This window comes from Sorangium sp. KYC3313, assembly GCF_052075895.1.
In the GTDB taxonomy this organism is placed as follows: domain Bacteria; phylum Myxococcota_A; class Polyangia; order Polyangiales; family Polyangiaceae; genus Sorangium; species Sorangium cellulosum_B.
The window spans coordinates 1,996,414-2,016,938 of record NZ_CP197255.1; the positions used below are offsets into that span (position 1 = coordinate 1,996,414).

The 20,525-nt window shown below is 73.0% G+C and carries 13 protein-coding genes; 10 read left to right on the top strand and 3 right to left on the bottom strand.

Translation table 11 applies throughout. The features are described from left to right. Positions 1-5 precede the first annotated feature (5 nt). The 3 genes from ald (at position 6) to ACSRUE_RS07830 (ending at position 6,050) form a co-directional block, all read left to right on the top strand. Entirely contained in the window at positions 6-1,118 is a 1,113-nt protein-coding gene (gene ald / locus ACSRUE_RS07820) for an alanine dehydrogenase (RefSeq protein WP_437763475.1), read from the top strand. A 16-nt stretch (positions 1,119-1,134) separates the two neighbouring features. After that, complete coding sequence (locus tag ACSRUE_RS07825; protein WP_441290467.1) at positions 1,135-2,226, top strand: isocitrate/isopropylmalate dehydrogenase family protein; 1,092 nt, start codon at positions 1,135-1,137, stop codon at positions 2,224-2,226. A gap of 122 nt (positions 2,227-2,348) precedes the next feature. Continuing rightward, positions 2,349-6,050, top strand: coding sequence for a response regulator (locus tag ACSRUE_RS07830; RefSeq protein ID WP_441290468.1), 3,702 nt, complete (start codon positions 2,349-2,351; stop codon positions 6,048-6,050). Positions 6,051-6,113: 63 nt separating this feature from the next. Here ACSRUE_RS07830 and ACSRUE_RS07835 read toward each other — a convergent pair whose 3' ends face one another. Continuing rightward, entirely contained in the window at positions 6,114-6,800 is a 687-nt protein-coding gene (locus ACSRUE_RS07835; protein ID WP_012240758.1) for a hypothetical protein, read from the bottom strand. A gap of 510 nt (positions 6,801-7,310) precedes the next feature. On the opposite strand from ACSRUE_RS07835, the gene ACSRUE_RS07840 reads away from it, so the two are divergent. Both ACSRUE_RS07840 and ACSRUE_RS07845 read left to right on the top strand, forming a co-directional pair. Next, entirely contained in the window at positions 7,311-9,608 is a 2,298-nt protein-coding gene (locus ACSRUE_RS07840) for a sulfatase-like hydrolase/transferase (RefSeq protein WP_441290469.1), read from the top strand. Between the two features lie 353 nt (positions 9,609-9,961). Further along, the gene (locus tag ACSRUE_RS07845; RefSeq protein ID WP_441290470.1) at positions 9,962-10,714 is read left to right on the top strand and encodes a hemerythrin domain-containing protein; all 753 of its coding nucleotides are present in this window, start codon (positions 9,962-9,964) and stop codon (positions 10,712-10,714) included. A gap of 44 nt (positions 10,715-10,758) precedes the next feature. Here the strand turns inward: ACSRUE_RS07845 and ACSRUE_RS07850 are convergent, their stop codons facing one another. Further along, positions 10,759-11,592, bottom strand: coding sequence for an SOS response-associated peptidase (locus tag ACSRUE_RS07850; protein ID WP_441290471.1), 834 nt, complete (start codon positions 11,590-11,592; stop codon positions 10,759-10,761). Between the two features lie 61 nt (positions 11,593-11,653). Between ACSRUE_RS07850 and acnA the strand changes: the two genes are divergently transcribed. The 5 genes from acnA (at position 11,654) to ACSRUE_RS07875 (ending at position 19,664) form a co-directional block, all read left to right on the top strand. Beyond that, a complete protein-coding gene (acnA, locus tag ACSRUE_RS07855; RefSeq protein ID WP_441290472.1) occupies positions 11,654-14,407 on the top strand; it encodes an aconitate hydratase AcnA in 2,754 nt (917 codons plus the stop codon). Positions 14,408-14,527: 120 nt separating this feature from the next. Continuing rightward, positions 14,528-15,829 (top strand): serine--tRNA ligase, encoded by a 1,302-nt coding sequence (serS, locus tag ACSRUE_RS07860; RefSeq protein WP_441290473.1) that lies wholly within the window; start codon positions 14,528-14,530, stop codon positions 15,827-15,829. 5 nt (positions 15,830-15,834) lie between these two features. Beyond that, positions 15,835-18,009 carry an ATP-binding protein gene (locus ACSRUE_RS07865; protein WP_441290474.1) on the top strand — a complete coding sequence of 725 codons (2,175 nt, stop codon included), beginning with the start codon at positions 15,835-15,837 and terminating at the stop codon, positions 18,007-18,009. A 21-nt stretch (positions 18,010-18,030) separates the two neighbouring features. Beyond that, positions 18,031-19,059, top strand: coding sequence for a hypothetical protein (locus ACSRUE_RS07870; RefSeq protein ID WP_441290475.1), 1,029 nt, complete (start codon positions 18,031-18,033; stop codon positions 19,057-19,059). A 155-nt stretch (positions 19,060-19,214) separates the two neighbouring features. Next, the gene (locus tag ACSRUE_RS07875) at positions 19,215-19,664 is read left to right on the top strand and encodes a universal stress protein (RefSeq protein ID WP_441290476.1); all 450 of its coding nucleotides are present in this window, start codon (positions 19,215-19,217) and stop codon (positions 19,662-19,664) included. Positions 19,665-19,680: 16 nt separating this feature from the next. On the opposite strand, the gene ACSRUE_RS07880 is transcribed toward ACSRUE_RS07875, so the two are convergent. Next, complete coding sequence (locus ACSRUE_RS07880) at positions 19,681-20,226, bottom strand: chalcone isomerase family protein (protein WP_437763491.1); 546 nt, start codon at positions 20,224-20,226, stop codon at positions 19,681-19,683. Positions 20,227-20,525: the final 299 nt, after the last annotated feature.

The following is a 20,525-nucleotide window of genomic DNA, read 5'->3' on the forward strand; positions in this document are numbered from 1 at the left end:
CAATCGTGCTTATCGGCGTCCCGAAGGAGATCAAGACACGTGAGTACCGCGTCGGAATGACGCCCGCGGGAGTCCGGGCCCTGGTCGGGCACGGGCACAAGGTCCTCGTGGAGTCCGGCGCCGGCGAAGGCAGCGGGATCTCCGACGAAGCCTACGGACGCGCGGGCGCCCTCATCGCGAGGTCGGCAGCGGAAGCGTGGAGCGCCGACATGGTCGTGAAGGTGAAGGAGCCGCTCCCCGCCGAGTACGGCCACTTTCGCCAGGGTCTCCTCCTCTATACCTACCTGCACCTGGCCGCCGAGCCGGATCTCACCCGGGAGCTCGCCAGGCGCGGCGTGACCGGCATCGCGTACGAGACCATCCAGCTCGAGGACGGCTCGCTGCCGCTGCTGCGGCCCATGAGCGAGGTGGCCGGCAGGATGGCCGTTCAGGTCGGCGCCTCGTGCCTGGAGAAAGAGCGGGGCGGCAAGGGCGTGCTCCTCGGCGGCGTGCCGGGGACGCGGCGCGGCCGCGTGGCGATCCTCGGCGGCGGCGTGGTCGGCCGGAACGCAGCGACCATCGCGGTCGGGATGGGGGCGCAGGTCACCGTGCTCGACGTCCGCGCCGAGACGATGAGCTACCTCGAAGACGTGTTCGGGGGCGCGATCGAGACGCTCTACTCCAACGCCGAGAACATCGAGATGATGTGCGAGCGCGCCGATCTCGTGGTCGGCGCGGTGCTCGTGCCCGGCGCCAAGGCGCCCCAGCTCGTGACCGAGGAGCACATCCGCCGCATGGAGAGAGGGACGGTCGTCGTCGACGTCGCCGTGGATCAGGGCGGGTGCATCGCGACCTGCCGCCCGACGACCCACGACAACCCGACCTACGAGGTGCACGGGGTCGTCCACTACTGCGTCTCCAACATGCCGGGCGCGGTCTCGCACACGAGCACCTGGGCGCTCACGAACACGACGATCGGCTACGCGGTGGCGATCGCCAACCAGGGCATCGTCGCCGCGGCCAAGGCCGACAGGTCCGTCGCCCTCGGCATCAACACCCACGGCGGCCACGTGACCTACGGCCCCGTCGCGGCGGCCCACCGGCTGGAGTACGTGCCGGTCGAACGCGCGCTCGGCTGACCGGGAGCGCGACCTCGTGGCAACCAAAAAAAGGAAGAAAATCGCGATCATCGGCGGTGACGGCATCGGCCCGTCCGTCATCGCCGAGGCGAAGCTCCTGCTCGAGCTCTACCAGGAGCGGGCAGGGCTGCCGATCGACCTCTGGGAGCTCGATCTCGGCGCCGACCGGTACCTGCGCGACGGGACGACCTTCCCGAACCAGATCCAGATCGCCATCCAGCGCGAGTGCTCGGCGGTGCTGCTCGGCGCCCTGGGTGATCCCCGCGTACCCAACCTGGAGCACGCGCGCGACATCCTCTTCGGCATGCGCTTCGGCTACGACCTCTACGCCAATGTGAGGCCCGTCCGCGCGCTGTCGGACCGGCTGGTGCCGCTCAAAGGCCGCACGGCGAAGGACATCGACTTCGTTGTGTTCCGCGAGAACACCGAGGGGATCTACGTCGGGATGGGCGGGCAGTTCAAACGAGGCACCCCCGACGAGGTCGCGATCAACGAGGATGTGAATACGAGGAAGGGCGTCGAGCGGATCATCCGCGCGGCGTTCGACTACGCGCGCGCGAACGGCCGGACGCGGGTCACGATGGCGGACAAGTCCAACGCGATGCGGCACGCGCACGAGCTCTGGCTGCGCGTCTTCCACGAGGTGCGCGCCCAGTATCCGGAGATCCAGTCGAACCACGTCTACGTGGACGCTCTCTGCCTGTACGTCATCCAGGATCCCTCGCAATTCCAGGTGATCGTGACGAACAACCTGTTCGGCGACATCGTGACCGATCTCGGCGCGGCGCTGCAGGGGGGGCTCGGCATGGCGGCGAGCGCGAACGTGCACGCGTCCGATCCGGCGCGGGTCGCGCTGTTCGAGCCGGTGCACGGGTCGGCGCCGCCGCTCGCCGGCAAGGACATCGCGAACCCGTTCGCGGCGATGCTCACCGCGGGGCTGCTGCTCGCTCACCTCGGGTGGCCCGAGGAAGAGCGCCGCATCGAGCGCTGGGTCTCCCAGGCGCTCGACCAGGGGATGTGCACGGTCGATGTGGGCGGGACGCTCGGTACGCGCGCCGCCGGCGCGTGGGTCCGGGAGCAGATCGCCGCCGAGCTGGGGCCGCCGTGAGGTGACCCGGGGGCGCCGTCGCGCGGCCGGGAGCCACGGGCGCGGGGGCTCGATCGCCGAGAAGTTCGGGTGTCCGATCCTCCTGTGATACGGGACCGCCAATGGGCGTAGGATCGACGGCAGTGGAGCACGCGGGGCCGCGCAGCAATGCAGCGAGCGAGGCTCGGCACGAGCGGCTGGGCGGAGCGCGCGCCGAGTTCGTGGCGAACCTGGGTCGCCGTGTGGCGGAGCTGCGCGAGATGGTCCGGCGGATCGAGGCGGAGGGCGATGCGCCGCGGCTCGTCGAGGAGCTGAAGCGGCGCCTGCACTCGCTCGGCGCGGGGGCGCGCCTCCTGCGCTTCGTGCGCGTCGCCGAGCGGCTCGCCGAAGGGGAGTCGCAGCTCGCCGCCGCGAACGGCGCGCGGCTCGGCGGCGAGGCCGCGGCGGCCCTGCGGAAGCTGCTCGAGGAGCTGCCCGCCCTGGCCTGGGGGCAGTCGGCCATGGGTGAGCAGGCGCCGCCCCGCGCGAGCGCCGCGCCGCGCGAGCAGGCGCCTGCGCCGCCCCGCGCGCGCGCCGCCGCGGATCAGCCGAGCGCACGCAGCGCCGGCGCGCGGCCGGAAGCCGCGGGCGCGGGCGCGGCCAAGGGCCAGGCCACGACGTGGATCGCGGGCTTGAGCAACGGCCGCGCGCTCGCCGCCGAGCCGCTCTCGCTCGAGGAGGAAGAGGAAGCGCGCGCTTCCTCGACGCGCGGCGTGGAGCAGGCGGCCCCCGCCGAGGCGCCGGAGGCCGCGCCGGCCGCGTCGATCGACGCGCCGATCACGGTCCTCGTCGTGGGCGCCGCGCCGCTCGCCCAGGCGCTCGAGCCGGCGAGCGCCGACGTCGGGCCGTCGTTCGAGGTCGAGCGGACCGACGACGTGGAGACGGCGATCGATCTCGCGCGGGCCTTCGCCCCGGATCTGGTCCTGCTCGACGCGGACATGCCGGGCGCGCGCGGGCTGGCGGAGGCGCTGGCCGCCGATCCGCTGACCGACCTGGTCCCCGTCGTCGCCGTCGGCCGCTTCGCGCGGCCGGAGGACGCGGCCCCCTACCTGGCGCTCGGCGCCGCGCGCGCGCTGCCGAAGCCCGTGTCGCCGGACGCGCTCCGGCGCGCCGCCGCGGAGGCGGCGGTGGCCTGCGTGCGCGCTGAATCCGCGCGCGCCGTGCGCGGGCCGTTCGGGGCCGTCAGCCTCGACGAGCTCGGGGCGCGCCTCGCCGAGGAGCTCCGCCGCGGCCTCTGCGACGCCGCCGAGCCGAGGAGCCGCGGGGCGAACGTGGATCTGGGCGACGGCGCCGAGGTCCTCGCGGCGCTCTGGGGCGCGGTGGCGCGCATCCGCGATCTCGTGACGATCCGGTCGCAGGGCGGCGTGCGGTTCTCGCCGGACGGGCCGGAGGGCGCGCTGCCGCTCGCCCCGTGGATGATCGCGCCGAGCGCGCCCGACGGTGAGCGCTCGCGGCTGCACAGCGAGATCCGCGCGAGGTCGCCGGCGCGCACGATCAGCGCGTCGAGCGCGGCGCCGGGCGACGCGGCGCTCGACGCGATCGACATCGTGGTGGCGGACGACGATCCGGCGGTGACGTGGTTCCTCGCCGGCGTGCTCCGGGCCGCGGGCGCGAACGTGCACGAGGCGCACGACGGCGCGCGGGCGCTCGACCTCGCGTACCAGACGACGCCGGACCTCGTCGTGAGCGACGTGCTGATGCCGCGGCTCGACGGCTTCGCCCTCTGCCGCGCGCTCAAGCGCGACGTCGCGCTGCGCGACGTGCCGGTCATCCTGCTCTCCTGGAAGGAGGACCTGCTCCAGCGGCTCCGCGAGCTAGGCGCCCAGGCCGACGGCTACCTCCGCAAGGAGGAGAGCGCCGCGGCCTTCGTGCAGCGGGTGCACGAGGTCCTGCGGGGCAGGCGGCGCGTCGCGGAGCGCATCGCGACGGGCGGCGAGGTCCGCGGGCGGCTCGACGGCATGACGGCGCGGACGCTGCTGTCGCTCTCGTGCGCGCGCCGGCCCGACGCGCTCGTGTCGGTCCGGGACGCCGCGTTCCTGTACGAGGTGCTGCTCAAGGACGGCCGCCCCGCCGGCGCGACGCGGACGGCGCAGGACGGGACGTTCCACCGCGGCCCGTCCGTGCTCGCGGCGCTCCTCGGCGTCGGCTCCGGCCGCTTCGTGGTGGCGCCTCTGCCGGAGAGCGAGCTCGCGGCGCTGCCGCGCCCCGGGTTCGAGGGGACGCTCGCGGAGCAGCTCCTGCCCGCGATCGCCGCGGCCCGGGCCGCCCAGCGGCTGTTCCACGGGCCGCCGCTGATGCAGGTCGAGCGCGTCGTCCTCGACCTGGAGGGGATGGGGGCGACCGCCGACGCGACGCCCGAGCCGGCGCGCTCGCTCCTGAGGGCGCTCGCCCGGGGGACGTCGCCGCGGTCGGTCATCACCTCGGGGGAGTTCGCCGCGGGCCTCGTCGAGGACGTGCTGAACGACGTCGCGGCCCGCGGCGGCGTGCGCCGGGTGATCGACCGCGAGGGAGAGGACCTGCTCGCCCCCGCCGTGGCCTACGAGGAGGAGACGCTCCGCGGCGTGCGGCGCCTGCCGGAGCGGGCCGCCCCGGTCGCGGAGCTGCCGCCGGAGCTCGCCGGCGACGCCGCCGCCGCGTCGTCGCGCGCCTCCGTCGAGCTCACCGACGATCAGCTCACGGTGGTGCCCGGCTCGGTGGCGCCGCGATCGGCCATGCCGGCGCGCGGCCCGGCGGCGCCGAGCTCGGCGGTGTCGGTGCCCGGCCCGGCGGCGTCGTCGGCGCCGGAGTCGTCGGCGTCCGTCTCCGTGCTGTCCGTGGACGCCGAGGACGAGGACACGGCGTTCGCGAGCGTGCGCAACGAAGACGCGAGGGCGCTCGCCGGCGCGCTGGTCAAGCCCCGCGTTCCGAGCGATCTCGCCGAGCTGCGAGGCGGCGCGAGCAGCGCGCGCCCGGCGTGGACCTCCCAGATCGAGGCCGCCGTGCTGGCGGGCGTGACGCCGGCCGTGCCCGGCGTGGCCCCGGCGCCCCGCAGGACGGAGGCCACGCTGCCCGCGCTCGAGTACCCGAAGCCCGAGCGGCTGCTGACGCTGGGCTCGCTCCCGCCGCCGCCCGTCGTCGAGGCGCCGGCGCCTGCGGCGCTCCAGGTCCCCGCGGCGCCGCCCGCCGCGCGGCTCGCGGCCCCCGCGCCCGCGCCCGCGATCGACGAGTCGCCCACGCCTCGCCGCGTGCGCCGCCCGTCGGCCTACGTGCCGACGCCGCAGCCGCCCGCCCGCGACAACCGCGCGACGATGTGGGTCCTCTTCGCGGTGGCGGCGTTCGTCTTCGCGGTGGCCGCGCGGCTGTCGCGGGATCACGAGCTGCAGAGCGCCCCGCCGCCCCCCGAGCAGCCGGGCCCGGCGGCCGCGGAGCCCGCGGCCGCTGCCCCGCCTGGCGCTGCCGCGCCGGCCGCGGCCGGCTCGTCGGGCGCCGTCGTGGCGGCGGCGGTCGCCGCCGCGCCGGCCCCGGCTGTCGCCGGGCCGATCGGCGAGACGACGTCGAACCCCGTGCTCCCCGAGGATCTGCCGCTGACCGCCGGGCACAAGGTGCCCGAGGGGCAAGGCATGCTCGAGGTGATCGCCGGCGTGGGCGACACGCTCTTCGTGGACGGGCGGAAGGTCGGCACCGGCAGCGTCAAGCTGCCGCTGGCGCCCAAGGACGGCGTCTACGAGATCCGGGCGAAGCTCCGGGACGAGGAGCGCGTGCGCTTCGCGGTCGTGAAGGCCGGCCGCCTCACCCGGCTCCGCGTCGCGCCGCCGTGGCGGCGCTGAGCGCCGCGCGGCGCGGGCTGCGTGCCGCGCCGCCGTGGCGGCGCCGAGCGCCGCGGCGCCGCGCTACGCCGGCGGATTCTCGACGGCGGGGGCGGACTTGACCTTCTTCGGCCCCTGCGTGCTCTTCTTGAAGAACCGCCCCGGCCAGTCCTTCGGCAGCCTCCGCTCTTCCGCCCGCTGGATCAGCAGGCCGTAGCGCGTGCGCCGCGCGGCGTTGATGTCGTCCACGAACCGGACGATCTCGCGCACGCGTTGATCGGCGGTGGCCGCGGCGGCGCGCTGCCGCTCCTCGACCGCGGCGTCGCCGCGGGCGATGTCCCCTTCGAGCCGAGCGCCGAGCGCCTGGAGGGCGGGCTCGCCCTCGGTCTTGAGCGACGCCGGCCACGCGCGCACGACCTCGATCTCGCTCTCCAGCCCGAGGCGCACGATCTCGTGGCGCGCCTTCTTGAAGTAGCGCTTGCGCTGCGGCGCGTCCCGGTCGCGGAAGGTCCGGAGCAGCTCGTTGTCGAGCTCGTCGACGGTGTCGTCGAGCATGTCGTCCTCGGCGTCGATGCCCGCCTGCGCGACGATCTCGGCGCGCCATGCGCTCCGCTGTCCGGTGTTCACCTGGGTCCAGCGCTCCACGAGCGCGCCGGCCTCCGACGCGAGGTCGCTCGCGTTCCTGTCCTTGAGCAGCCGCGCTTCCTCGTAGACCAGGACGCTCCAGATGAGATCGAGGGAGTCGTCGTAATGGATGGTGTTGATGGCCATGGTTCCCCTCTCGTTGTTCCTTCGAGCCTTCGAGCGCCGCCGGTGAAGGGCCGACGAGCGTCGAGGATCGTGGAGGCTAAGGGGGCGCAAGCGGGCTCGTCAACCGAGCGCGGCAGCGTCGGGGGCGATGTCGGCGGCCGAGCAAGCTTCCGACGCGGCGTCGGGAGCGATGCCGGCGGCTGCGAGCGTTTCTGACGGGGCGGCGGGGGCGGTGTCGGCGGCTGCGTGGGCACCCGACGGAGCGTCGGAAGCGATGCTGGCGGCTGCGAGGGCACCCGACGGAGCGTCGGAAGCGATGTTGGCGGCTGCGCGGGCTTCCGGGTTCTCACGGACCTCGATGCGATACCCCCGAGATCGCGACAGCCGTGGACGACGATGGTTATCGTGAGACCCAGCGCTAGAACCGCCCACGACGCCATCCATGCTACTTTCCAGTACGCACCGACGGTCCGATGACACCGGCCGCCCAGGGCTCCCGCTCGTGGTAGAGCACGCCCCGTGCGCGCCCGCGTGATCCGACCCCGCCATCCCTCCGCCGCGCTCGCGCTCGCCTCCGCCGCGGCCGCGCTCCTCTCCGGTTGCACCGGGTGCGAGACGTCGACCCGCGATCTGCCTTCGGACGCCCCGGCCGCGGCGTCCGCGAGCCCGGAGGCGACGCCTCCGCCGCCGGCGCGCGACGCCGTGCACCTCATCGACGAGCTGCCGAGCTGCGATCTCGAGCACCGAGGGCTCCTGTTCGATACCGGCGCGGGCACGCTCATCGGCCGCTTCGCGTGGCAAGGGACCGTGCCCACCGGCATCCGGGCGATCGAGCACAATGGATCCACCTGGGCGCGGATCTCGCAGCGGCAGATCAAGCTCACGTTCGTCCTGCCGTCCGCGAGCCCCATCTTCGTGTCCGCCCGGGCCGTCGGGCTCACCTCCAGGTACGCCACCGTCTCCCTGGACGACCAGCTGCTCGGAACGCTCCGCCTCCAGCGCGACCAGATCCGCATCGCCTCGACCCCGACCACCACGCTCCCCGCCGACCCCGGCCTGCACACCCTCACGCTCCAGTTCTCCGGCCGGCTCCGCGAGGGGGAGTCGTTCGCCGACGTCGACTGGGTGCGCGTGGGCATCCCGGACGAGGACCCGGCCACGTACGGCCCCCCGACCCTGCGCGACGTCGTCTCGCCCGCCGCCGCGCTGTCGGGCGTCCCCCACCGGTCCATCGCGCTGCGCGCGCCGGGCGCGGTCCGCTGCGCCTTTCGCCCCTCCACGGTGACCCGCCTCCACACCTCCATCGGCGTGCTGGGCGCGGGAGACGGCGACGCCGAGATCCGCGTCCTCCGCGACGGCCAGGAGCCCCTCGTGATCCATCGCGTCCACGTCGAGGGCGGCGACAAGGCGACCTGGACCGACGTCGAGCTGCCGCTCGCGCCCTTCGCCGGGTCCCTCATCTCCCTCGAGCTCCGCGCCGCCGCCGCGGCCCGCGGCGGGCGCATCCTCTTCGGCGACCCCGTCCTCGCCGGATCGCCGGAGCCGCCTCCGTCCGTGCCCCCGGCGCGCGCCGTCGTGATCGTCGCCCTGAACGGGGTCGAGCGGCCCGATCTGCCCCCCTGGAGCGGTCGTCCGGCGCCGCACCTCGCCACGCTCTCGGAGCTCGCGAGGTCCGCGACGACGTTCGATCACCACCGCGGGCCGAGCACGGTCGTGTCCGCCGTGGCCGCGTCGCTGCTCACCGGCCTTCCGCCGCCGGCCCATACCGTCGCCGACGCCGGGGCCCGCCTCCCCGCCCGCGTCACCACCATCGGCGCCATCGCGAGCGACAGCAGCATCCGCACCGGGTTCTTCACCGGCGTCCCCACCACGTTCCGAGCGTTCGGCTTCGGACCCGGCTGGTCCCGGGTCCTCGAGCACCCCCCGACGAGCGGCGAGCCGGCCACCACCCCGATCGACGCCGCCGCCGCCTGGATCAACGAGACCGTCCGCCAGGACGCTTCCAACCGCCTCCTCGCGTTCGTCCACGCGCGCGGCGGACATCCGCCCTGGGAGGTCAGCCCGAAGGAGCTGAACGCCCTCAAGCCCGCCGAGTACGCCGGCCCCGTCGAGCCGCGCCGCGCCGCCCAGGTGCTGGCCAGGCTGAGGGGCCGGCGCCGCGACGTGCTCAGCCCCGAGGATCGCGACCGGATCCGCGACCTCTTCTCCATCGCCCTCGCCGGCCAGGACCGCGCCCTCGGCAACCTCATCGGGACCCTCAAATCCGCCGGCCTGTGGGACGAGACCCTCTTCATCGTGACCGGCGATCTGGCCAGCGGGCGCTCCGACGCCGTGCTCTACGGCGAGGGCATGGACCTCCAGGAGCCCGTCCTGACGCTCCCGCTTTATGTCCACTTTCCCGGCGATCTGTACGCCGGCCAGCGCGTCGTCGCCCCGACCGAGATCATCGACGTCGCGCGCACGGCGGTCGCCGCCCTCGGCCTCTCGTTCGCCCGCAAACCGCTCGGCAAGGATCTGGCGGCGGTCGCCTCCGGCCTCGAGGGCGTCGAGCGCGGCCCCCAGATCGCCGCCCTCGGCGATCGTTACTCCACCCGCTGGGGCAACCTCGTGCTTTCGGGTCGCCTCGGCGTTCCCCCCTTTCTCTGCGACCTCGACGTGGACCCGACCTGCGCCTTCAACCGTCGCGAGGTGATGCCCCTCGCCACCGTGTCGCTCTTCCGGCGCACCGTGACGTTCGACCTGTCCGTGCGCGCGCCCGCGGCGCAACGGGAGCCGGCCACGATCGACGCGGAGACGGCGGCCGTGCTCAACGTATGGGGCGCGAACTGAGGCCCGCGCGAGCGCCCTGCGCCCGCGCGCGCGAGCCGACGAAAGCCCGCTGACGGCGCCCGGCGGCGCGCCGGCGCCCTGCGCGGGCGGAGGCGTCCGCGACATCGCGCAGGCCGCGCGCGATCACGCTCCAGCGGCGCCACGATGCCTCGCTGCGGGGCAGCACGCCCCGCGTCGCGCGCGCCGCGAGGCCCCCGCGCGGTTGGCCGATCGACGTACGCCCGCGCCCGCGCGTGCGCGTCGTGCGCTCGCTTCGCGCGCTTCTCTCGCCTGGCATGCTTCGCGCAGACCCGCAGACCGCACAGGCCAAGCGCCTCGACGGCGCTTCATCTTTCCGTGAGAGGAGTCCCCGCATGAAGGCGACCGACCTATTGAAGGAGCAGCACCAGGAAGTCGAAGAGCTCTTCGAGCGCATGTCGCAGGCTGGCAGCGACGAGATCAGCGCGCTCCGCGACGAGCTCGTGGCGACCCTCGTGAGCCACACGGCCATCGAGGAGGAGCTCTTCTACCCCGAGAGCCGGGAGGCGCTCGGCGCCTCCCCCCTGATCGCGACCTCGTACGAGGAGCACGCGCTCGTCGACATCATGTTGCAGAAATTGCTCAGCACCGAGCCGGGTGACGAAACCTTTCACGCCAGGCTCGGCGTGCTGAAGGAGCTCGTGCAGCACCACGTCGAGGAGGAGGAGAAGCAGCTCTTCCCCCAGGTCGAGAGCGCCATGGGCGCCGCGCGCCTCGAGGAGCTCGGCAGCCGCCTGGAGGCGCGCTTCGGCCAGGTGCGCAAGAGCGACGTGGAGGCGCTCCTCGCTCGGAACGTCGCGAAGAGCATGCCCGCCGCCACCGGCCGCCGCGCGCGCGCGGCGAAGCCGTCGGCGCGCAAGGCGGCGGCCAAGCGTCCACCCGCGAAGCGCGCGTCGACGCAGCGCGCCGAGCCGGCGCGGGGCGCGCAGAAGGGGCGCCGCACCACCGCGACCGGACGGAAGAAGACAGCGGCGACGGCGCCCGCGAAGACCGGGCGAGCCGCGCCCGCGCGCAAGGCGAGCCGACCGGCGAAGACCAGCCGCACAGGCCGCAAGGGCGGTCGCACGAGCAGCGCCTCCGCGCGCTGAGCGTCGCAAGTTAACCAGCGCACATCGACGTACGTTGCGGCCGATCAGCGGCGCGAGGTCCGGCCGGAGGGGACGGCGGGCCTCGCGCCGCCGTCGAGATCGAACAGCGGAAGCGTGCCGCCGGCCTTCGGGGCAGCGGCCCTCGGAGCAGCGGCCTCCGCCGCGAGCTCCTGCAGCAGGGCGGGGTCGTCGTGCGCGACCGAGTTGACGCGCGGCGAGACGGCGCGGGCCGCGAGGGCGCCGCGAGGCGCCGGCCGGAGCAGCGCCTCGGCCCGATCCGCGTCCGCGCCTTCGTCGAGGCCGAGCCAGAGGTCCACGTCCCCGGGGCCCAGCAGGACCGGCATGCGGTCGTGGATCGGCGCGACGTCGGCGTTCGCCTCGGTGGTCAGGATCGTGAACCGGACGTCGGGCTCGCCCGTGCCGGGGTCCTTCGCCGGCTGGTACAGCCCCGCCAGGCGGAGCAGCCCGCCCTCGGCAGGGTGGAACCAGGTGGGCCGCCGCGCGCCCTTGGGCCCGGTCCACTCGTAGAAGCCGTCCGCCGGCACCACGCAGCGGCGCGCCGCGAACGCCTCGCGGAACGTCGGCTTCGCCCGCGCGCTCTCGGCGCGCGCGTTGGCCAGGAGCGAAGGCCCGGCGCCGCCCCTGGCGAAACGCGCCACGAAGCCCCAGGTCGCCGCCACCAGCGCGCGCCGGCCGTCCCGCGCGCGCAGCACCGGGTGGACGGTCGCAGGTGCGATGTTGAAACGAGGCCGAAACCTCGCCGCCATCTCTGGATCAGCGGCAATCGACCGAGCCGTGCGGCCCGCGCCCGAGGACGGCTCGAGCATTGCCAGGAGGGTCGCAAAGTCCGGCACGGCGAGGGTGAAGCGCGCGCACATAGGACTAGATTAGCGGCTTCGGGGCGCCTACAAGGGCGCTCCGGACGTTGGAGGAGGCCGCATGGTCGACAGCTTTGGCACCAAGAGCACGCTGACGGTTCAAGCCGAAACATACACCTACTACAAGCTCACCTCGCTGGCGCAAGGCGGCGCGTCGATCGACAAGCTCCCCTTCTCGCTCCGCATCCTCCTGGAGAACCTCCTCCGCCACGAGGACGGGCGCGTCGTGCGCAAGGACCACGTGGAGGCCGTCCTCAACTGGGACCCGAAGGCCCGCCCCTCGCAGGAGATCGCGTTCCACCCCGCGCGCGTGCTGCTCCAGGACTTCACCGGCGTGCCCGCCGTGGTCGATCTCGCCGCCATGCGCGAGGCGCTCGCGAAGCTCGGCGGCGACTCGCTCAAGATCAACCCGCTCCAGCCCGTCGATCTCGTGATCGACCACTCGGTCCAGGTCGACCGGTTTGCGTCCTCGACGGCCGTGAAGGTGAACGCGGCGCTCGAGTTCGAGCGCAACGTGGAGCGCTATGCGTTCCTCCGCTGGGGAGCGCAGGCGTTCACGAACTTCCGCGTGGTGCCGCCCGACCAGGGCATCTGCCACCAGATCAACCTGGAGTACCTCGCGGGCGCCGTCATGCGGCAGGGCTCGCTGGTCTATCCGGACACGCTCGTCGGCACCGACTCGCACACCACGATGATCAACGGGCTCGGGGTCGTCGGCTGGGGCGTCGGCGGCATCGAGGCCGAGGCGGCGATGCTCGGCCAGCCGCTCTCGATGCTCATCCCCGAGGTCGTGGGCTTCAAGCTCCACGGCAGCCTGCCCGAGGGCGCGACCGCGACCGATCTCGTCCTCACGGTGACGCAGATGCTGCGGCAGAAGAAGGTGGTCGGGAAATTCGTGGAGTTCTACGGCCCCGGCCTGAGCGCGCTCTCGCTCCCGGACCGCGCCACGATCGCCAACATGGCGCCCGAGTACGGCGCCACGATCGGCTTCTTCCCCGTCGACGACGAGACGATCGCGTACCTGCGCTTCACCGGCCGGCCCGCGCAGCTCGTCGCGCTCGTCGAGGCCTACTACAAGGAGCAGGGGCTGTTCCGCACGGACAGCACCCCGGACCCCGTCTTCAGCGACACCCTCTCGCTCGACCTCGGCGACGTGGTGCCGTCGATCGCCGGCCCGAAGCGGCCGCAGGACCGCCTCCCGCTGCGCGACGCGAAGCGCGCCTTCCGCGCCTCGCTCCAGGGCATGCTCGAGAAGGAGTTCGCCGCCGCCGACGCGCCCGCGGTCAAGGCGTTCCTCGAGGAGGAGGCCGGCCACGCCGCCGCGCGCGTCCCCGCGCTCGAGAAGGTGATGCGCCCGGCGGAGATCACCGAGGGCGACACGCGCTACACGCTGCGCCACGGCTCGGTCGTGATCGCCGCCATCACGTCCTGCACCAACACGTCGAACCCGGCGGTCATGCTGGGCGCGGGCCTGCTCGCGAAGAAGGCCGTCGAGCGCGGGCTCACGGTGAAGCCGTGGGTGAAGACGTCGCTCGCCCCGGGGTCGAAGGTCGTCACCGACTACCTGCGCCAGGCGGGGCTCCTGCCGTACCTCGAGGCGCTCGGCTTCCACCTGGTCGGCTACGGCTGCACGACCTGCATCGGCAACTCCGGGCCGCTGCCGGACGTGATCGGCGACACGATCCGCAACAACGATCTCGTCGTGGCGAGCGTCCTCTCGGGCAACCGCAACTTCGAGGGCCGCATCAACCAGCACGTGCGGATGAACTTCCTCGCCTCTCCGCCGCTCGTCGTCGCGTACGCGCTGCGCGGCGACGTCGACGCCGACCTCTTCAAGGAGCCGGTCGGCACGGATCGCAACGGCGAGCCGGTGTACCTCAAGGACATCTGGCCGAGCTCGGCCGAGGTCAGCGAGGCGATCCGGACGGCCGTGCGGCCCGAGCAGTTCCAGGTGCAGTACGAGAACGTCTTCGCGGGCGACGAGGAGTGGCAGAAGCTCTCGGTCCCGGGCGGCCAGACGTTCGTGTGGGACGAGGGCTCGACCTACGTGCGCAGGCCGCCGTTCTTCGAGGGGCTGTCGAAGGAGCCGGCGCCGCTCACCGACATCCGGGCCGCGCGCGTGCTCGCACTGCTCGGCGACTCGGTGACGACCGACCACATCTCCCCGGCCGGCAACATCGCCAAGAACAGCCCCGCCGCGAAGTACCTGGTCGAGCACGGCGTCGCGCCCGTCGACTTCAACTCGTACGGCGCCCGCCGCGGCAACCACGAGGTGATGATGCGCGGCACGTTCGCGAACATCCGCCTCAAGAACGCCCTTCGCCCCGGCGAGGAAGGCGGGATCACGGTGCACCTGCCCGACGGCGAGAAGACCACGATCTACGACGCGGCCATGCAGTACAAGGCCGAGGGCGTGCCGCTGCTCGTGATCGCCGGCGCCGAGTACGGCACCGGGTCGTCGCGCGACTGGGCGGCCAAGGGGACCAAGCTGCTCGGCGTGCGCGCGGTCATCGCGAAGAGCTTCGAGCGCATCCACCGGTCGAACCTGGTCGGCATGGGCGTGCTCCCGCTCGAGTTCGCGCCGGGCGAGGACGCGTCCACCCTCGGCCTCACGGGGCGCGAGGTGTTCGAGATCGGCGGCATCTCGGAGGACCTCACGCCGGGCAAGAAGCTCAACGTCGTCGTGACCGGGGAAGGCGGGGCGAAGAAGACCTTCACCGTCACCGCGCGCATCGATACGCCGAACGAGGTCGACTACTACCAGCACGGCGGCATCCTCCAGTTCGTGCTGCGCAGCCTGGGCGCCAGCGCCTAGCGCCACCCTGCGCGCCGCTCCCCGCCGAGCGTCTGGCGGGGAGCGCGGGAGGGGGCCCATCCCGGGAGCGGCGCGTCGCGGCTGCTGACGCGCGTGCGGGCTTCGGCTAAACCCTGGGGTATGCTCGATCCTCGCTACGTCGCGGAGCACCTCGATGAGGTGCGCGCGGCGCTCGCCCTCCGCTCGCCCGCCGCCGCCGCCAGCCTCGGAGACGACTTCGCCTCCACGGTGAGCGCGAGGCGGTCCAACATCCAGGAGCTCGAGCGGTGGCAGGCGGAGCGCAACGCGGCGAACGACGCGATGGCGCGCCTCGACAAGAAATCGCCCGAGTTCGCGCAGAAGCGCGACGAGCTGAAGGCCCTGTCGACGCGGATCAAGGAGGCCGAGCAGGTCGTCTCCGAGCTCGAGAAGCGGATGACCGAGCTGCTCTCCGTCGTGCCCAACCTGCCGGACCCGTCGGTGCCCGTGGGCGCGGGGGAGGAGGGCAACGTGGTCGTCCGGGCGTGGGGCGAGAAGCCGAGCTTCTCGTTCGCGCCGAAGTCGCACTGGGACATCGGCACGGCCCTCGGCCTCCTCGACTTCGAGCGCGCGGCGAAGCTCTCGGGGGCGCGCTTCACCGTGCTGATGGGCGCCGCCGCCCGCCTCGAGCGGGCGCTCATCTCGTTCATGCTCGACCTGCACACGCGCGAGCAGGGCTACCTCGAGGTGCTGCCGCCCTTCCTCGTCAAGGACACGGCGCTGTTCGGCACGGGCAACCTGCCCAAGTTCGCCGAGGACCTGTTCAAGACGCAGAAGAGCGACCCGGACAGGGCGTACGACCTGTACCTCATCCCGACGGCCGAGGTCCCGGTCACGAACCTCCACGCCGACGAGATCCTGGACGGCGCGTCGCTCCCGATCGCCTACGCGGCCTACACGCCGTGCTTCCGCAGCGAGGCGGGCAGCCACGGGCGCGACGTCCGCGGGCTCATCCGGCAGCACCAGTTCGACAAGGTCGAGCTCGTGCGGTTCTCGGCGCCGGAGGACTCCGCCCGCCAGCACGAGCTGCTCACCTCGCACGCGGAGGAGGTCCTGAAGCGGCTCGGCCTGCACTACCGGGTGTCGGCGCTCTGCACCGGCGATCTCGGCTTCGGCTCGCAGAAGACGTACGATCTCGAGGTGTGGCTGCCCGGCCAGGGGGTGTACCGCGAGATCTCGAGCTGCTCGAACTTCGGCGACTTCCAGGCGCGCCGCGCCCAGATCCGCTACCGGCCGGAGCCGAAGGCGAAGCCGCGGCTCGTCCACACGATGAACGGCTCGGCGCTCGCGGTGGGGCGGACGGTCATCGCGATCCTCGAGCAGTACCAGCAGGCGGACGGCACGGTGGTCGTGCCGGAGCCGCTCCGTGCGTTCATGGGCTGCGAGGTCCTCCGCGGCAGGTAACAGCGATGGCAGCGGACGAGGAAGCCAAGCGTGAGCTTCCGGAAGCGAAGAGCGCGCACAACGGGGGGGACGGCGAGCGGCGCTCGCAGGTCCCGGACTCGCGGGGCGCGCGCGGCGGGGGGGACGGCGAGCGGCGTTCGCAGGTCGGGGACGGCGAGCGGCGCTCGCAGGTCCACGCGCCGCCGACCATCGCGGAGACGTCGATGGCGCTCGCGCGCCGGCGGCTGCTCGACCTCTGCAAGCGGCACAAGGACGAGCTCATCGACGACTGGATCGAGAACGTGCTGGCGCTGCCGCCGGAGCGGGGCCGGTACACCGATCGGCCCGTGGGCGAGGTCACGGAGAACGTGCGCTCCTGGCTCGCCGCGTTCACCAGGATCCTCGAGGACGGCAGCGAGACGCTGCTCGACGAGTTCATCACGCACCTGGTCGAGCAGCGCTACGCGACCGGGTACTCCATCAGCGCTCCGCTGATCGCCGCGTCCGAGTTCCGCACCGCGGTCGCGGGCGTCCTCGACACGACGCACGACGACGCCGAGGCCGGCGGCTCGTCCTCGATCGACGTGCTCCGCGCCGTCGACGCGCTGCTGCTCCAGTTCGAGCACCGCTTCGCCGAGGCGTACGCCCAGCGCTCGCTGTTCGCCTCCGAGGAGCGCTACCGAGAGATCGTCGAGCTCTCGTCCGACGTCCTCGCGACGATCGACCAGGAGGGCATGCTGACGCGGCTGAACGTGCGGTTCGAGGCGCTCTTCGGGCACTCGCGGCAGGCGTGGATCGGCCGGCCGATCACCGCGCTCGCGGTCGCGGCGGACGTGCCGGCCCTGCGCACGCTCGTGCTGTCCGCGTCGCGGGCCGAGGCGCCGCGGGAGGCCACCATCCGCTGCGGGACGCGCGCCGGCCTGACCAAGGTGATGACGGTCCGGATCACGCGGCTCTACGGCGAGGACGCCTCGCTCGCGCTCATGCGCGACGTCACCGAGGAGGTCGCGCGCCGCGCGCAGATCCTCCACAGCGAGAAGCTCTCCTCGATCGGCCAGGTCGCGGCGAGCGTCGCGCACGAGCTCAACAACCCCATGGCGTGGGTGATGGCGAACCTCGAGCAGATCCGGAGCGGGGCGCACAAGCTCGTCTCGGCGGCGCGCCCGGTCGCCTCGGGCTCGTACGAGGATCTGCTGCGCGCCATCGACCTCATCGATCGCTCGTGCCACGAGGCGCTCGCCGGCGTCGAGCGGATGCGGGACATCGTGACGGACCTCAACCTCTTCTCGAGCAGCAGCGAGCGCAAGCCCGAGCGGGTCGATCTCGTCGACGTGATCGAGCTCGCGCTGCGCATGACGGGCCCGCAGCTCAGCCAGCTCTGCCGCATCGAGCGCAGCTACGGCGAGATGCCGCCGTTCGTCGGCTATCCGGGCAAGCTCTCGCAGGTGTTCGTGAACCTGTTCATCAACGCGGCGCAGGCGATGCCGAACCGCTCCCGCGACGAGAACATGGTGCGCGTGACGACGCGCTTCGACGCCGGCGTCCACCACGTCGAGGTGGAGGACAACGCGCGCGGGATGGCCCCGGAGGTCGTCGAGCGGATCTTCGACCCGTTCTTCACGACGAAGGAAGAGAGCGCGCGCCCGGGCATCGGGCTCTGGGTGTCGCGCAACATCGTCGAGGAGCAGCACGGCACGATGACGGTGTCGAGCACGCCCGGCGTCGGGACCGTCTTCACGATCCGCCTGACCGGCCTCAACCCCACGGATCTGCCCGCGCCGCGGCCGCCGCCGGAGCCGCCGCGCGCGTCGTCGCGCGGGACGATCCTGTTCATCGACGACGAGCCGATGCTGCTCAACGCCTTCGCGCGCGCGTTCGAGGAGCGGCACGAGGTGCTCGTGGCGAAGAGCGGCCACGAGGCGCTCGACCTCCTGCGGGACCGCGGCGGCCGGATCGACGCGATCGTCTGCGATCTGCTGATGCCGCAGATGAGCGGGATGGCCCTGTACGACGAGATCGGCGAGCGGTTCCCGCAGCTCTTGCCGAAGATGGCCTTCATGTCCGGCGGGGCCTTCACGCCGAGCGCGCGGGAGTTCGTGGAGCGGGTGGACAACCCGAAGATCGCGAAGCCGATCTCGCTCGACGATCTGGAGCGGGTCATCGGCGATCTTCTCAGCGGCGGGTCGAAGCGGGCGCACTAGGCTGGAGGAGCGGGGGGCTCGATGGTGGTCGCGAAGGTGAGGACGATCCGGGAGCGGGCGAACCACGCGCGTTACCGGCCGGGGCAGCGGGGCGGCTTCTACGAGAGCTTCTTCCAGCGCGCGAACCACCCGACGCGGCCGCTCGCCTTCTGGATCCGGTACACGCTGTTCAGCCCGGCCGGGCGGCCCGAGGCCGCGGAGGGTGAGCTCTGGGCGGTCTACTTCGACGGCGAGTCGGGGCGCCACGTGGTCGCCAAGCGCGAGGTCCCGTTCGTCGGGCGCTGCTCGTTCGCCCGCGACAGCCTGGCGGTCGCCATCGACGGCGCCCGGCTGAGCCTCGGCAGGCTCACCGGCGCGGCGGGCGAGGGGGAGGACGCCATCACCTGGGACCTCGCCTACGAGGGCGGCGGGGAGCCCCTCCTGCTGCTCCCGGAGGCCCTCTACGGCGCCCCGCTGCCGAAGGCGAAGGCGCTGGTCGGCGCGCCGATGGCCGTCTACAGCGGCCTCCTCCGCGTCGCCGGGCGCGGGGTCGACGTCTCGGGGTGGGTGGGCAGCCAGAACCACAACTGGGGGACGAAGCACACGGACCTGTACGCCTGGGGGCAGGTCGCCGGGTTCGACAGCCACCCGGACAGCTTCCTCGAGGTCGCCACGGCCCGGCTGAAGGTCGGGCCGTTCTGGACGCCGAACATGACGCCGCTGGTCCTCCGGCACCGCGGCGAGGAGATCGCGCTCAGCTCGCTCGTCCAGTCGGTCCGCGCCGACGCCTCGTTCGACTACTTCACCTGGCGTTTCCGGACGGAGACCGATCGGCTGAGCGTCGAGGGGCAGATCTCCGCGTCGGCCGGCGATTTCGTGGGCCTGGCCTACAGGAACCCTCCTGGCGGCGTGAAGCATTGCCTGAACACCAAGATCGGGGCCTGCACCGTCACCCTGCGGCGGAAGAGCCTGGGCCGCGAGGTCGGGATCGAGACCCTGACGACGGCGCGGCGCGCGGCGTTCGAGATCCTCACGGACGACCGGGGCCATGGCGTGACGATCCGCGCCTGATCGACGCTGGACGCACCGTCCGCGGCGGTCGGCGCGGGCGGCCGGGCCGGCGCGGAGGCGCGGGGCGCCGCCGCTCCGCCGAGCGATGCGCTGCGCGCCCGGCGCCAGGTCGGCTAAAGAAGGTGCGGTACGTCACCGCACGAAAGGCGGACGCCATGAGTCTCAAGCACCCCCGGACCATCCTCGTTGCACTGGACAGCTCCCCCAAGGCATCGCTCGTCCTCGCGGAGGGCGTCGATCTCGCGCAGAAGCTCGGCGGCAAGCTCGTGCTCGTGCGCGGGATCGGGCTGCACCACAGCCTGCCCGCGGAGGCGTTGAACGAGTCGCCGACCCGCGTCCCCGAGATCCTGGAGCGGAGCGACCGCGAGGAGCTCTTGGAGCTCGCGCGCGACGTGCCGCCCGAGCTCCTCGCGAAGGTCGTGATCCACGTCGGCGTCGCCTGGGAGGTCATCTGCCGGACGGCCGACGAGGAGAACGCGGATCTCATCGTCATCGGGTCGCACGGCTACTCGGGCATCGACAAGGTGCTCGGCACGACGGCAGCGAAGGTCGTGAACCACACGAACCGGTCGGTGCTCGTGGTGCGCGACAAGCCGTCGGACTGACAGCGGCTCGCCTGCCTCAGCGGAGCCGGGCGATGAGCTCGTCGCTCAGCGTGGGCTGATCGATCTTGCCCAGCCAGATCCGCCAGGTGGCCTTCATGAAATCGACGCCTGCCACGGTCGCCGTCCCGCCGCCGGCGACCGTGACGGTGGTCGCCTTCGCGCGCGGGTCGTACGCGATGGTGACCTCCGCTCCCGCCTTGAGGTCTCCCGCGAACGCCGCCACGAACCTCTCGATCTTCGGTGTGTCCGTGTATCGGTTCAACGCATAGGCGTCCCGCAGCGCCTTGACGATGCTCGCGCGGTCGACGTCGCGGAGCATCGTCCAGACGAACTTCTTCCCCGTGTCCATGTCGATGACGGCGTCCTTGGACCGGGTGGCAGGGAGCTGCTCCATGTAATGGCTGATCCGATAGACATCGACGTGGAGCACGCCGATGGTCCTCACGCGGACGCCCGTGCCGGTGAGCGTGTAGCCCGGCAAAGCAAGGAGGCTCCCGACAGCGAGGAAGACCGCCGCGAACGCGGCGAGAAGAGCTGGAGATTGGCTTCGCGCGAGCTGCATTGGATCGACCTCCTCCGGCATCGCCGCTCCGTGCGGCGCATCGTGTCCGGGCGCCGCGCGCCGGCGATCGCCCGTCGACGGTCGTGAGTGAGCAAGACCTGAACCGCCGACAGAGGGACGTCAGGAGTCGCGGATCTCGCGAGATCTCGAGATGGGCCCTGGAGTCAGGCAGGGACGACCCATGGATGTGTGCTCGGAGGGGGCTCCGGGCGCGGAGCGGCGGCCCTTCGCCGGTGCGAGGGCCGGCGGCGGTGGCGCCGACTCCGGCTCTCCCGGAGATCTTTTTTCGGCCCGGTCCG

Excerpts from the sequence above, each read along its gene's own strand:
- acnA (WP_441290472.1), top strand. The coding sequence starts at position 11,654 with ATGGTCGACAGCTTTGGCACCAAGAGCACGCTGACGGTTCAAGCCGAA.
- serS (WP_441290473.1), top strand. The coding sequence starts at position 14,528 with ATGCTCGATCCTCGCTACGTCGCGGAGCACCTCGATGAGGTGCGCGCG.
- ACSRUE_RS07870 (WP_441290475.1), top strand. The coding sequence starts at position 18,031 with ATGGTGGTCGCGAAGGTGAGGACGATCCGGGAGCGGGCGAACCACGCG.
- ACSRUE_RS07850 (WP_441290471.1), bottom strand. The coding sequence starts at position 11,592 with ATGTGCGCGCGCTTCACCCTCGCCGTGCCGGACTTTGCGACCCTCCTG.
- ACSRUE_RS07875 (WP_441290476.1), top strand. The coding sequence starts at position 19,215 with ATGAGTCTCAAGCACCCCCGGACCATCCTCGTTGCACTGGACAGCTCC.
- ACSRUE_RS07865 (WP_441290474.1), top strand. The coding sequence starts at position 15,835 with ATGGCAGCGGACGAGGAAGCCAAGCGTGAGCTTCCGGAAGCGAAGAGC.
- ACSRUE_RS07880 (WP_437763491.1), bottom strand. The coding sequence starts at position 20,226 with ATGCAGCTCGCGCGAAGCCAATCTCCAGCTCTTCTCGCCGCGTTCGCG.
- ACSRUE_RS07835 (WP_012240758.1), bottom strand. The coding sequence starts at position 6,800 with ATGGCCATCAACACCATCCATTACGACGACTCCCTCGATCTCATCTGG.
- ACSRUE_RS07845 (WP_441290470.1), top strand. The coding sequence starts at position 9,962 with ATGAAGGCGACCGACCTATTGAAGGAGCAGCACCAGGAAGTCGAAGAG.